Genomic DNA, 12,724 nt, shown 5'->3' with positions numbered 1-12,724 from the left:
CGCGCCGCGCTGGACGTTCTAGATGGAGGGGGTTACGCAACCCTCCGCTTAACTCAGAGGACCTTCCTTGGCGCGCGACCCGTATCAGGAACTCGGCGTTTCCCGCACCGCCAGCGCGGACGAGATCCGCAAGGCGTTTCGCAAGCTCGCCAAGCAGTATCATCCGGACGCCAACCCGGGCGACAAGAAGGCCGAAGAGCGCTTCAAGCAGGTCAGCGCCGCGTTCGACATCGTCGGCGATCCCGAAAAGCGCAAGAAGTTCGACCTTGGCCAGATCGACGCCGACGGCCGCGAGACCATGCGCGGTTTCGGCGGCCAGCCCGGCAACGGCCCGTTCAACGCCGGCGGCTTTGGCCAGGGCGGCTTCCATCGGTCCAATGAGGGGCCGGAGATCGACCTGTCGGACCTGTTCGGCGGCATGTTTGGCGGCGGCGCGGGCGCTGGCGGGCGCGGTCCGTTCGGCGGCGGTGGCGCAGGCGGCGGCTTTTCCAGCAAGGGCGCCGACATCAAGGCGCGGCTGGATATCGATCTGGAAGACGCCATCAAGGGCGGCAAGAAGCGCGTCGCCTTCTCGGACGGTCGCACGATCGACGTCACCATCCCCACCGGCGCCCAGGAGGGCCAGACCCTGCGTCTGAAGGGCCAGGGCTCGCCGGGGCGCGGCGGCCAGGGCGACGCCCTGATCGAGCTGGCCATCAAGCCGCACCCGATCTATCGCCGTGAGGGCGAGACCCTGGTCATGGACCTGCCGATCTCGATCCCGGATGCGGTGCTGGGCGGCAAGGTCGAGGCGCCGACGCCCGACGGCAATGTCATGCTGGCGGTGCCCAAGGGCAGCAACAGCGGGCAGACCCTGCGCCTGAAGGGCCGGGGCATGCCCGACGGCAAGGGCAAGCGCGGCGACCTCCTGGCCCGCCTGGTGGTCACCCTGCCCGAGACCGTCGACCAGGACCTCGAAAAGTTCGCCGAAGCCTGGCGCGCCCAGAAGCCCTACACGCCCAAGCGGAAGTAGAATCGGGTTTTGAAAGTCGTCATCTCTGGCGACTTCGGTCTATTTTGCGCCTAAAGTCGCCAGAAGTGGCGAGTTTCGGAACTAAGATTACACCTTTCTATATCGACAGACTTGACGATATAAGGCTTATATCTGTTATATTTCGCCACAAGAGGCGAGTTATGAAGTTTGAATCTCTCCTGTCTGACGAAGCTGTGCTGGCCGAGATGGGCCAGCGCCTGGTGGCGGCGCGGCTGGAGCGGCGGCTGACCCAGGCTGAGCTGGCGCAGGCCGCCGGCGTGTCCAAGCGCACCGTCGAGCGCCTGGAGGACGGCGCCTCGGCCCAGCTGACCAATCTGGTGCGCTGCCTGCGGGCCCTGGACCGGCTGGAGGGGCTGGAGCGACTGCTGCCCGAGACCCCGGCCAATCCGCTGGACCTGCTGAAACAGGCCAAGACCGGCCGCTCAAGGGTGCGCAGCAAGCGCGCGAGCGGCGTCGCCGAGACCGGCGGCGCGCCTTGGGTGTGGGGCGATGAAAAATGACCACCGTCGCCGAGGTTCGCCTGTGGGGCAGCCGCATCGGCGCGGTGTCGCTTGAGGACGGCGCCCAGGCGGCGGCCTTCGCCTATGAGCCGGCCTTCATCGGCAGCGGAATCCAGCCCGCCCCGCTGATGATGCCGCTGAAGGCCGGCGTGTTCAGCTTTCCCGATCTGCCGATCCGCAGCTTCCACGGCTTGCCGGGGATGCTGGCCGACGCCCTGCCGGACAAGTACGGCCATGTGCTGATCGACGCCTGGCTGGCCACGCAAGGTCGCAGCCCCGAAAGCTTTAACGCCGTCGAACGCCTTTGCTACACCGGCCGCCGGGGCATGGGGGCGCTGGAGTTCGCGCCGATGGCGGGGCCGCATCGCCGGGTGTCCAGCAGGATCGACATCGACGCCCTGGTCACCCTGGCTTCAGAGGTTCTGACCCATCGCCACGACCTGCGCGCCTCGTTCGCCGACGAAGACAAGGCTGACGCCCTGCGCGACATCTTGAGCGTCGGCACCTCGGCCGGCGGGGCGCGGGCCAAGGCGGTGATCGCCTGGAACCCCGACACGAACGAAGTCCGCTCCGGCCAGGTCGAGGCCGGCGCGGGTTTCGGCTACTGGCTGCTGAAGTTCGACGGGGTGTCGGGCAACAAGGACAAGGAGCTGGCCGACCCCAAGGGCTACGGCGCGGTTGAGCACGCCTATGGCCGCATGGCGGCGGCGGCCGGAATCGCGGTGGCCGAGAGCCGCTTGCTGGAGGAGGGCGGTCGTCGCCACTTCATGACCAAGCGCTTCGACCGGCTGGAGGGCGGCGGCAAGCTGCACATGCAGTCCCTGGCCGCCATCGCCCATCTGGATTTCAACGATCCCGTCGCCAATTCCTATGAGCAGGCCCTGTTCACGATGCGGCGGATGGGTTTGCCGATGGCGCAGCTGGAAGAGCAGTTCCGGCGGATGATCTTCAACGTGCTGGCGCGAAACCAGGACGACCACGTCAAGAACATCGCCTTCCTGATGGACCGCGCCGGACGCTGGCGCCTGTCGCCGGCCTTTGACATCACCTGGAGCTACAATCCGGATGGCGAGTGGACCTCGCGCCACCAGATGTCGATCAACGGCAAGCGCGACGGGTTCGACTTCGCCGACCTTCTGGCCTGCGCGAAGACCGCCTCGATCAGTCGCGGCCATGTGGTCCGGATCTTCGATGAGGTGCGAGCGGCGGTCACCCAGTGGCCGAGCTTCGCCGACGCGGCCGGCGTGGAGGAGCGCTGGCGGGACCAGATCGGCGCGACGCTGCGGCTGGAGCTTTCGCGGTAGGCTTAGGTTCGAGATGTATCGACATTTGTCGATCCATGTGGGACTCTGGCCACCTTATCCGGGGATCGCGCCATGCGGGTCTTTATCAAGAAATGGGGCAACAGCGCCTCGGTCCGCATTCCGGCGACGGTGATGGCGGCGGCTTCGATCAGCATCGATCAGGCGGTGGACGTTCGCGAGGAGAACGGCCGGATCATCATCGAGCCGATCCGAGCGCCAGAATACGATCTCAATGCGATGCTGGCTGAGATGGAGCCGGAGACCTTCCACGAAGACGTCGACTTCGGCGCGCCCATCGGCAAGGAGGCCTGGTGACAGCACGCTATGTGCCCGACGCCGGAGACATCGTCTGGCTTCAGTTCGATCCTCAGGCCGGACACGAACAGGCGCGGCGCCGTCCGGCGCTGGTGCTGTCGCCCGCGTCCTACAATGGCAAGCGCGGCATGATGGTCTGCTGCCCCATGACGAGCCGGATCAAGGGTTATGTCTTCGAGGTGGTTGTGCCTGGCGCGGAGCCCAGCGCGGTCCTGGCCGATCAGGTGAAGAGCCTGGACTGGGTGGCGCGCCGCGCGACGCGCAAGGCTGTGGCGCCACCCGCTGTGCTCGCCGAGGTGCGGGCAAAGTTGAAGGCGTTGCTGGACGTCTGAGCGGCATCAACGCGCCGCCCCGTGACAGAACGCCGCGCGCCGTTCATAACCCGGACGTTCAGCCTCCATTCAGCCGGGGTCCTCTAGACCGGTCAGCATGAAACCGATCCGCGCCCTCATCGTCGCCGCCGCGCTGGCCGCCGTCCTTCCGGACGCCGCCTTCGCGCAACGCCGTCCGGACTCGCTGGGCGCCGACTGGCGTCAGCAGCAGGACCAGGCGCGGGGCGGCGTGCAGTCGGGCCGGCTGGTGCCGCTGTCGCGCGTGATTGAGATGATCGGTCGCCGGGTGCCGGGGCGGGTGCTGGACGCCGGCCTCGAAGGCGGCAACTACCGGGTACGCTGGGCCGCGGCCGATGGCCGTCGCATCGACTTCATCGTCGACGCCCAGACCGGCCAGATCCTCAGCGGCGGCTAAGAAGGACTTCACGTCATGCGCATCCTGCTTGTCGAGGACGATCCCGACCTGACGCGCCAGCTGAAGCTGGCCCTGGCCGACGCCGGCTACGCCGTCGATCACGCCCCCGATGGCGAGGAAGCCCAGTATCTGGGCGAGAACGAGCCCTATGACGCGGTGATCCTGGATCTTGGCCTGCCCAAGGTGGACGGCGTGTCGGTGCTGGAGCGCTGGCGGCGCGGCAATGTCACCACGCCCGTCCTGATCCTGACCGCGCGCGGCGCCTGGAGCGACAAGGTCGCCGGCTTCGACGCGGGCGCCGACGACTATCTGGCCAAGCCGTTCCATACTGAGGAGCTTCTGGCCCGCCTGCGCGCATTGCTGCGCCGCTCGGCCGGTCACGCCGCGCCGTCGCTGTCGTGCGGCGCGCTGCGTCTGGACCCGCGCGCCGCCCGCGCCAGCGTCAATGGCGAGCCGCTGCGTCTGACCTCGCTGGAATACCGCCTGCTGCACTACATGATGATGCACCAGGGCCGGGTGATCGGCCGCACCGAGCTGGTCGAGCACCTGTACGACCAGGACTTTGACCGCGACAGCAACACCATCGAGGTGTTCATCGGCCGCCTGCGCAAGAAGCTGGGCGCCGACCGGATCGAGACCGTGCGGGGCCTGGGCTATCGCCTCGCGGCGCTGCCGGGCGAAGACGCGGCGTGATGGCCGACGGGTTCATCCTCGCTCTTCGACATGCTCGGGGTGAGGATGGCTGTGACGCTGAACTTGAAACCCTCATCCTGAGCCTGTCGAAGGGCGAGGGTTTCAGCATCGAAATCTCATGAAGTTGCTCGATCTGCGCCGCCGCTCGCTGGTCCGCCGTCTGGTCCTGATCGCCGGAATCTGGACGCTGCTGGTCGTGCTGATCGCGGGCGTATTCCTGACCGCCCAGTTCCGTGACGCGGCCATCCGCCGCTTCGACCAGTCGCTGGCGGTGCTGGCCGACGACCTCTATGCAGGCTCCAGCGTCGAGAACGGCCAGCTGCGCGCGCCGTTCCTGACCGACATCCGCGCCACGCGGGTCTATTCGGGCCGCTACTGGGTGATCCTGGACAAGCGGCCTGACGGGGCGATGACGCCGATCGAGCGCTCGCGCTCGCTGTTCGACAGCGACCTGATGCTGTCCTCGGCCCAGATCGACCAGCTGGAGGCCGCGCCGGGCAAGACCCAGTACTTCGACATGCGCGGCCCGCAGGACAAGCCGCTGCGCGCGGCGGCGGTGCAGGCGCGGCTGCCGGGCTATCCCGACCCGGTGGTGTTCCTGGCCGCCGAGGACCGCTCGCCCATCGACGCCGACGCCGACCGTTTTGCGCGGATCACCGCCTTCGCCCTGCTGATTCTGGGCGGCGGCCTGATCCTGGCGGTGGTGGTGCAGGTGCGCTTTGGCCTGCAGCCGCTGTTCCAGCTGCGACGCGAGGTGGCCCATGTCCGCCGGGGCAAGGCCGAGCGCGTGGACGGGCGCTATCCCGAGGAGCTGGAGCCCCTGGCCGCCGAGCTGAACGCGCTGCTGGCTCACAACCAGGAGGTCGTCGAGCGCCAGCGCACCCACGTCGGCAACCTAGCCCACGCGCTGAAGACCCCGCTGTCGGTGATGCTGACCGAGGCCAGCCAGCAGCCGGGCCAACTGGCCGAGGTGGTGACCCGCCAGGCCCAGACCATGCGCGAGCAGGTCGACCATCACCTGCGCCGCGCCCGCGCCGCCGCCCGCTCGCAGACCAGCGGCGAGCGCACGCCGGTGGAGCCGATCCTGGACGAGCTGGCCGTCACCCTGGAGCGGATCTTCCAGGACAAGGCTGACGGGCGAGGCGTCGAGATCGATTGGCGCTGCCCCGAGGACCTGTGCTTCCAGGGCGAGAAGCAGGACCTGATGGAGCTGGCCGGCAATGTGATGGAGAACGCCGGCAAGTGGTGTCGGGGCAAGATCCGGGTCGACGCCGTTCGCACGGGCGAGGCGCGCATGACCCTGACCGTCGACGACGATGGTCCGGGCCTGACGCCGGACGAGCGGGCCCAGGCGCTCAAGCGTGGGCAACGGCTCGACGAGAACGCGCCGGGATCGGGGCTGGGCCTGTCGATCGTCGACGAGCTGGCCCGCGCCTATGGCGGCTCGGTGCAACTGGGTGAATCCCCGCTGGGCGGCTTGCGGGTGAGCCTTGATCTGCCCTGCGCCGAATCCTGACTCCTGGTTGTGGCGGTATGAGGTGCGCCGGGCCCTGGCGTAACATGTTATCGGTTACTTAAACCTCCGGTAGACAACACTTTTCGGGCGCAGACCCCAGGTGCGGACGCGCAGGTTTTTTGCGTCGTTTCGGAAATCCTTAACCTCGTTTCGAACATGGTTGACGCTTGTCGGAAGTCTCGATCCGGCACGGGGGATCATGGCCGCCATCGCTGCGCATAAACTGCAGATCATCCAGACGCTGGTGGAAACCGCGCCGGATGCGGCGCTGCGCAGCCTTGAGCTGGCCCTGTCCAGCGCCGGGAGCCAGGGCGCCTTGGCGTCTGTGCGCGACCTTGTCGAGGACGAGACCGCCAATCGCTTCGTGCGCAACAACGTCCTGGCCCCGATCGTGCCGCTTTGCGCCAGGCGCGTCTCCAGCCAGGTGTCCTTTCCCGCGCCGGTCCTGCCGCGCCTGTGGCGCGCGCTGAAGTCCGTCGCCGCCGCCCGGGTCGAGGAAGCCGCCGCACGCTGCAACCCCTGGGACCTGGAGCAGGGCTCGCCCGAGGTGTTCGACGAGCTGTGCAAGCTGGCCGCCGCCGGCCTGCGCGATCCGGAGAACGCCGCGTTCGACAGCGTCCGCTCGCTGTGCGACCCCGAGCAACTGGCGCTGTGCCTGCAGCTGTCCACCCTGACGCGGGGATGCCTGCCCAAGCTTGCGGAATGGGTCAGCCGCATGTCGGACGAGCGCGCCGCCGCCGCGCGCCTGGCCTATCGCGACGCCTGTCGGATCAGCGAGGACGCCGGCCCGCTGCTGCTCGACATTCTGTCGGCGCACCTGCCTGACGACTGGCGCATCATGCGCGTGATCTCGGCGGTCATGGACCGGCCGACCGATCGGTATCTGGCCTCGTCCGAGGTGTCCCAGTTCGGCGAGCGCATCCTCACCGAGATCGATGAGACGATCGCCCTGATCGAGTCCTTCAGCTTCGCCGACGGCGAGAAGGTCGGCCGCCAGGCCGCCCAGGCCGCCCAGAAGGTCCAGCTGCAGATGGTCGAGATCCAGCAGTCGGTCGATATCGCCAAGGACGGCCCGTGGGGCAAGCGTCTGGCGCGCCAGAAGCAGGCGATGGCCAAGGCCTGCGAGCTGCGCATGGACCAGGCCGAGAAGGAACTGGACAAGGCCCTGCCGACCCGGCCGATCTCGATGCTGGCCAAGAAGGGCGCGCGGGGCGTCGCCAAGCTGCTCGAGGAGCCGGATGAGGCGATGATCCGTCGCGCCCAGTCCGCGCTGGCTTTCGTGGCCGAGCTGCGGGCCTGCGCCGACAAGGCCGGCTACGGCAGCTCACGGACCAAGGTCCTGGAAAAGCTGAACGCGCGTCTGGATCCCTATATCGAGGACGTGCTGCACGTGGCGCGGACCGGCGAGGGCGGCGATTCCGCCGTGGCGGTGAAGTATCTCGACATCGCCGCCAGCTTCATCGCCTACACCCGCGACGACAAGACCGCCGAGATCGTCCGCCGCCGCGCAGCGGCCGCCATCGCGGCGTAGCTATCCCCCCAGCCAGGCCGCCAACGCCGGGTTCACCACGTCCGGGCGTTCGTGGGTGATCACGTGGCCGCAGTCCTCAGCGATGACAAGGCGCGCGTCTGGGATCATCGCGGCCATCTCTTCGGAGAGCGCGGTGGGCGTCAGCGGATCGGCGTCGCCGACGATGATCGCGGTCGGAACGGCGATAGAGGCCAGCAGGGGACGGCTGTCGGGCCGGCCGATCACGGCCTCGGTCTGGCGCGCGAAGCCCTCCAGGCCCACCACAAGGCCCATGCGCTCGCTCAGCGCGTTGAGCGCGGGATCACCCTTGCGGCTGGGGTGGGTGAGGGCGTCAGCCCCCAGCGCGCAGAACCGCTCGAAGCCGACCTTGTGCGCCTGGGCGACCATCTTGCGCCGACCTGCGCTCTGTTCGGGCGTGTCGGGCCTGGCCGAGGTGCAGATCAGCGCCAGCCGCGACACGCGCTCCGGCGCCTGGCGAATGATCTCGAAGGCCAGGTACCCGCCCATCGAAAGGCCGGCGAGGGCGAAGGTCGGCGGGGCGTCGGCGAGAATAAGGCTGGCGATTTCGGCCAGGCTGTCACCGGCCAGGGTGTTGGCGATCGTCACGGGGCCGCGCGGCCAAAGCACGGGCAGTTGCGGGGCGAAGATCTCCTCCGAGCAGAGCAGCCCGGGGACCAACAGGATCGGCGTCATGGAGCCTTCCTCGACAGGCGCCCCAGAATGACGGGGCGCGGGCCTCCTTAAGCGCTTTTTCCTCTCCCGGCGACGGCCGGAACAAGCTAACACCCGGCCATGATCGCTTTCTGGATCGCTGCGGCGGGGCTGTCGGTGGTGACGGCGGGGCTGGTGCTGCGCGGGGCCGCGCGGGCCCGAGCCGTTGACGACGCCGAGACCCGGCTGGAGCCGCACCGTCGCCGTATGGCCGAGGTCGAGCGCCTGGCCCTGGACGGCCTCTTGGCCGAAGACGAGCTGAAGGCCGCCCGCGCCGAAGCCGGCCGCGGTCTGCTGGCCGCCGCCGACCAGGCCGAAAGCTGGAGCCGTGACGGGGTCGGTCCGCGCAAGGCCGCCGTCGCCGCTGTGGGCCTGGCCTGTGCGTCGGCCGTCGGTCTCTATCTGGTGCTCGGCTATCCCGGACTGCCGGATCAGCCCTTCGCCAAGCGCGTGGCCGCCTGGCGCGCGGCTGACCCAGCGACGCTGGAACCGGCCAAGATCGCGGCCGTGCTCGAAGGCGTCGCCGCCGAACGGCCCAACGATCCCGAGCCGCTGGTGTTCATGGCCAAGGCCCGCGCGGCCGCCGGCGATATGGCCGGCGCGGAACAGGCGCTGCGCAAGGCCGTCCGCATCGCCCCCAAGCGGGCCGACATCTGGAGCCTCTTGGGCGAGACCTTCGTCATCCAGGCCGAGGGGCAGGTGGGTCCCGACGCCAAGCTCGCCTTCGGTCAGGCGCTGAAGGCCGACCCCGCCGACGTCCGCGCCCGCTACTATCTGGGCCGCGCCCGCATCGCCGAGGGCGAGGTCGCCGCGGGTCTGTCGGACTGGCGCGGCCTGCTGGCCAGCCTTGCGCCGAACGCGCCGGGACGGGAGTCGCTGGCCGCCGAGATCGCCGAGGTCGAGGCGTCCGGCAAGCTGCCGGGGCCCCAGCCGGCGGCCGAGAGCGCCAATCCCGAGGTCCAGGGCATGATCGCCGGCATGGTCGACGGCCTGGCCCAGCGTCTGAAGCAGTCGCCTGACGACCCCGACGGCTGGGTGCGTCTGGTGCGCGCCTACGCCGTGCTGGGCGAGACGGCCAAGCGCGATGCGGCCCTGGCGACGGCCTCGGCGCTCTTCAAGGATCAGCCCAAGGTGATGTCGGCCCTGCGTCAGGCCGCCGATACGCCCGCTCAAGCCAAGACGACGAACCCATGAGTTTCTGGCCCCAATCCCGCAAGGCGCGCCGTCGCCTGACCATCCTGCTGGCCATTGCGCCGGTGCTGGCCCTGGCCGTGGGCCTGGCGCTGTATGGCCTGCGCGACAGCATCTCGCTGTTCTACACGCCGGCCCAGGCCCAGGAGGCCAAGGTCGCCGCCGGCCGCAAGGTGCAGCTGGGCGGCCTTGTCCAGCACGGCAGCGTGGTCAAGCACCCGGACGGCAATGTCGAGTTCGTGGTCGCCGACCAGAAGGCCACCGCCAAGGTCGTCTATCACGGCGACCTGCCCGACCTGTTCCGCGAAGGCCAGGGCATCGTCGCCGAGGGAACCTTCAACGCGCAGGGCGTCTTCGAGGCCAAGCTGGTGCTGGCCAAGCACGACGAGCGCTACATGCCGCGCGAGGTGTCCAAGGCGCTGAAGGAGCAGGGCGAGTGGCGCGGCGAAGGGGCCGAGGCGCCGGCTTATGGCAAATCCTCCCCCCAAGGGGGAGGTGGTCGCGAAGCGACCGGTGGGGGAAGCTCTGCTGACCCGGCCACGCCCCCCTCCGACCTCCGGTCGCCTCCCCCACAGGGGGAGGATCGCCCATGATCGTCGAACTTGGCGCCTTCGCGCTCATTCTCGCCCTGATGCTTTCGGTCGCCCAGACCGGCTTGTCGGCCGTGGGCGGCGCGCGGCGTTCGCCCGTGCTGACGGGCGCTGGCCAAGGCGCGGCGATCGCCACCTTTGTGGCCCTGCTGGTGTCGTTCGGGGCGCTGATCTACGCCTTCGTGACCTCGGACTTTTCGGTCACCAACGTCGCCACCAACTCGCACACCGACAAGCCGATGCTGTTCAAGGTGGCCGGCGCCTGGGGCAGCCATGAGGGCTCGATGCTGCTGTGGTGCCTGGTGCTGACGGGCTTTGGCGCGGCCATGGCGGTGTTTGGCGACAGCCTGCCGCCGCGCCTGCGCGCCTACGCCATCGCGGTGCAGGGCGCGCTGGGCGTGATGTTCCTGGCCTACACCGTCTTCGCCTCGAACCCGCTGGCGCGCCTGCTGGACGCGCCGATCGAGGGCAAGTCGCTGAACCCGCTGCTGCAGGACTGGGCCTTGGCCTTCCACCCGCCGTTCCTCTACGCCGGCTATGTCGGGTTCTCGGTGGTCTATTCGCTGTCGATGGCCGCCCTGATCGAAGGCCGGATCGACGCGGCCTGGGCGCGCTGGATTCGCCCCTGGACCCTGGCGGCCTGGAGCATGCTGACCGTCGGTATCGCGCTGGGCGCCTTCTGGGCCTATTACGAGCTGGGCTGGGGCGGCTGGTGGGCCTGGGACCCGGTCGAGAACGCCAGCTTCATGCCGTGGCTGATCGGCGCGGCCCTGCTGCACTCGGCCATCGTCACCGAAAAGCGCGGCGCCCTGCCAGGCTGGACCGCGTTCCTGGCCCTGGCGGCCTACACCTTCTCGATGCTGGGCGCCTTCCTGGTGCGTTCGGGCGTGCTGACCAGCGTCCACGCCTTCGCGGTCGATCCGACGCGCGGCGTCCTGCTGCTGATCATGATGGGCGTCGCGGCCGGCGCGGGCTTCCTGCTGTTCGGCATCCGCGCGCCCAGCCTGAACCGGGGCGGCCAGTTCCGCCCGATCAGCCGCGAAAGCGCGATCGTGCTCAACAACATCCTGCTGTCGACGGCGACGGCGGTGGTGCTGCTGGGCACGCTGTACCCGCTGATCCGCGAGGCCATGGACGGCGAGGCCGTCTCGGTCGGCGCGCCGTTCTTCAACCTGACCTTCACGCCGCTGATGCTGCTGGCCTTCGCCGTCTTGCCGGCCGGGCCGTTGCTGGCGTGGAAGCGCGGCGACGCCAAGGGCGTGGCCCGCAAGCTCTGGGTGGTGCTGGCGATCGCCGCTCTGCTGGGCCTGGTCGCCTACGGCGTGGTGCAGCCGCGCAAGATCCTGGCCAGCCTCGGCCTGGTGTTCGGGTTCTGGCTGGTCGGCGGGGCGCTGCTGGAGATGGCCGAGCGCCTCAAGCTGTTCCGCGCGCCCGCCGCTGAGAGCGTCCGCCGCGCTCGTGGCCTGCCGCGCGGCGCCTGGGGCACGACCCTGGCCCATGCGGGCCTGGGCGTCTTTGTGCTGGGAGCGTCCTTCGAAACCTCCTGGCGCGTCGAGGCCGCTCAGGCGCTCAGTCTCAACGACAGCCAATCGCTGGGCGCCTACACCGTGACCCTGAAGGATGTCGGCACGATCGAGGGGCCCAACTATCTGGCCGAGCGCGGCATCGTGACCGTGGTCAATGCGGCGGGGGCGGAGGTCTGCCGCGCCGAGCCCGAGCGCCGGTTCTATCCCACGGGCGGGCAGACCACGTCCGAGGTCGCCATCTGCGCCAAGGGCCTGGACGACATCTATATCGTGCTGGGCGAACGCCGGGCGGGCGAGGGCGGCAAGCCGGCCTGGCTGGTGCGGGCCTATGTGAACCCCTGGGTGCGCCTGATCTTCCTGGGGCCGCTGCTGATGGCGATCGGCGGGATCGTCTCGCTGTCGGACCGTCGCGTGCGCCTGGGCGTGGGCCGCCGGACCGGGGAGGTGGTGTCGTGAGCTTATGCAAAATCCTCCCCCCAGCGGGGGAGGTGTCGGCGCAGCCGACGGAGGGGGACGTGCAGCCGAGAGCCGGAAAGACCTTCCCCCTCCGGCGCTTCGCGCCACCTCCCCCGCTGGGGGGAGGATTTAGAACCCTCGCCATCGCCTTGTGCGCGCTGGCCCTGACGGCCGGCGCGTCCGATCCGTCCGAGCGCCTGCCCGACCAGGCGCAGGAGGCTCGCGCCCGAACGCTGTTCAAGGAAGTGCGCTGTCTGGTCTGTCAGAATGAGTCGATCGACGACTCCGAGGCCCAGTTGGCCGGCGATCTGCGGCAAATTGTCCGCGAACAGGTCAAGGCGGGGAGCAGCGACGCCCAGATCCGCGACTTCCTGGTCGAGCGCTATGGCGAGTTCGTCCTGCTAAAGCCTCGTTTTTCCATGGGAAACGCCGTGCTTTGGCTGGCGCCGGTCGTGGTGCTGCTGGTCGGCGGTGTTCTTATGGTGGGCCTGTTACGTCGCCGCGAGACGCCGGAACCGGCGCTGTCGCCGGACGAGGAGGCGCGCGTCCGGCGCCTTCTCGAAGGCGATTGACACGATTGCGCCGAAATAGCGCCGCAAGAAGCGCCTTCC

Annotated in this window: 13 protein-coding genes and 1 pseudogene; 13 read left to right on the top strand and 1 reads right to left on the bottom strand. The window is 69.1% G+C overall.

Features of this window, described 5'->3' with window-relative positions; translation table 11 throughout:
• The first annotated feature begins 67 nt into the window (after window positions 1-67).
• The 9 genes from OVA11_RS17000 to OVA11_RS16960 all read left to right on the top strand — a co-directional run bounded on the left by OVA11_RS17000 (window position 68) and on the right by OVA11_RS16960 (window position 7,639).
• A complete protein-coding gene (locus OVA11_RS17000) occupies window positions 68-1,012 on the top strand; it encodes a J domain-containing protein (protein ID WP_268068427.1) in 945 nt (314 codons plus the stop codon).
• A 161-nt stretch (window positions 1,013-1,173) separates the two neighbouring features.
• Window positions 1,174-1,533, top strand: a complete 360-nt coding sequence (locus OVA11_RS16995; protein WP_268068426.1) for a helix-turn-helix transcriptional regulator — start codon at window positions 1,174-1,176, stop codon at window positions 1,531-1,533.
• On the top strand, window positions 1,530-2,837 hold the full coding sequence (locus tag OVA11_RS16990; protein ID WP_268068425.1) for a type II toxin-antitoxin system HipA family toxin: 1,308 nt from the start codon (window positions 1,530-1,532) through the stop codon (window positions 2,835-2,837). Before OVA11_RS16995 ends, OVA11_RS16990 begins: the two co-directional genes overlap by 4 nt.
• A gap of 72 nt (window positions 2,838-2,909) precedes the next feature.
• Window positions 2,910-3,152 carry an AbrB/MazE/SpoVT family DNA-binding domain-containing protein gene (locus tag OVA11_RS16985; protein WP_268068424.1) on the top strand — a complete coding sequence of 81 codons (243 nt, stop codon included), beginning with the start codon at window positions 2,910-2,912 and terminating at the stop codon, window positions 3,150-3,152.
• Complete coding sequence (gene mazF, locus OVA11_RS16980; protein ID WP_268068423.1) at window positions 3,149-3,484, top strand: endoribonuclease MazF; 336 nt, start codon at window positions 3,149-3,151, stop codon at window positions 3,482-3,484. The genes OVA11_RS16985 and mazF overlap by 4 nt, the downstream gene beginning before the upstream one ends.
• 97 nt (window positions 3,485-3,581) lie before the next feature.
• On the top strand, window positions 3,582-3,899 hold the full coding sequence (locus OVA11_RS16975) for a PepSY domain-containing protein (RefSeq protein ID WP_268068422.1): 318 nt from the start codon (window positions 3,582-3,584) through the stop codon (window positions 3,897-3,899).
• A gap of 15 nt (window positions 3,900-3,914) precedes the next feature.
• On the top strand, window positions 3,915-4,592 hold the full coding sequence (locus OVA11_RS16970; RefSeq protein ID WP_268068421.1) for a response regulator transcription factor: 678 nt from the start codon (window positions 3,915-3,917) through the stop codon (window positions 4,590-4,592).
• 118 nt (window positions 4,593-4,710) lie between these two features.
• The gene (locus OVA11_RS16965) at window positions 4,711-6,108 is read left to right on the top strand and encodes a sensor histidine kinase (RefSeq protein ID WP_268068420.1); all 1,398 of its coding nucleotides are present in this window, start codon (window positions 4,711-4,713) and stop codon (window positions 6,106-6,108) included.
• 160 nt (window positions 6,109-6,268) lie between these two features.
• The gene (locus OVA11_RS16960) at window positions 6,269-7,639 is read left to right on the top strand and encodes a hypothetical protein (protein WP_268068419.1); all 1,371 of its coding nucleotides are present in this window, start codon (window positions 6,269-6,271) and stop codon (window positions 7,637-7,639) included.
• Here OVA11_RS16960 and OVA11_RS16955 read toward each other — a convergent pair whose 3' ends face one another.
• Complete coding sequence (locus OVA11_RS16955) at window positions 7,640-8,332, bottom strand: alpha/beta fold hydrolase (RefSeq protein WP_268068418.1); 693 nt, start codon at window positions 8,330-8,332, stop codon at window positions 7,640-7,642.
• Window positions 8,333-8,431: 99 nt separating this feature from the next.
• Here OVA11_RS16955 and ccmI point away from each other — a divergent pair, with 99 nt between their 5' ends.
• The 4 genes and pseudogenes from ccmI (at window position 8,432) to OVA11_RS16935 (ending at window position 12,685) form a co-directional block, all read left to right on the top strand.
• Window positions 8,432-9,544, top strand: coding sequence for a c-type cytochrome biogenesis protein CcmI (gene ccmI, locus OVA11_RS16950; RefSeq protein ID WP_268068417.1), 1,113 nt, complete (start codon window positions 8,432-8,434; stop codon window positions 9,542-9,544).
• Window positions 9,541-10,026: pseudogene (ccmE, locus tag OVA11_RS16945) on the top strand (cytochrome c maturation protein CcmE); the annotation flags it as partial. The gene ccmI and the pseudogene ccmE, both read left to right, overlap by 4 nt.
• Window positions 10,027-10,130: 104 nt before the next feature.
• On the top strand, window positions 10,131-12,113 hold the full coding sequence (locus OVA11_RS16940) for a heme lyase CcmF/NrfE family subunit (RefSeq protein ID WP_268068416.1): 1,983 nt from the start codon (window positions 10,131-10,133) through the stop codon (window positions 12,111-12,113).
• A gap of 116 nt (window positions 12,114-12,229) precedes the next feature.
• Entirely contained in the window at window positions 12,230-12,685 is a 456-nt protein-coding gene (locus OVA11_RS16935; protein WP_442780902.1) for a cytochrome c-type biogenesis protein, read from the top strand.
• Window positions 12,686-12,724 lie beyond the last annotated feature (39 nt).

Source organism: Caulobacter sp. SL161, assembly GCF_026672375.1.
In the GTDB taxonomy this organism is placed as follows: domain Bacteria; phylum Pseudomonadota; class Alphaproteobacteria; order Caulobacterales; family Caulobacteraceae; genus Caulobacter.
This window is presented reverse-complemented; position numbering and strand designations above follow the sequence as displayed.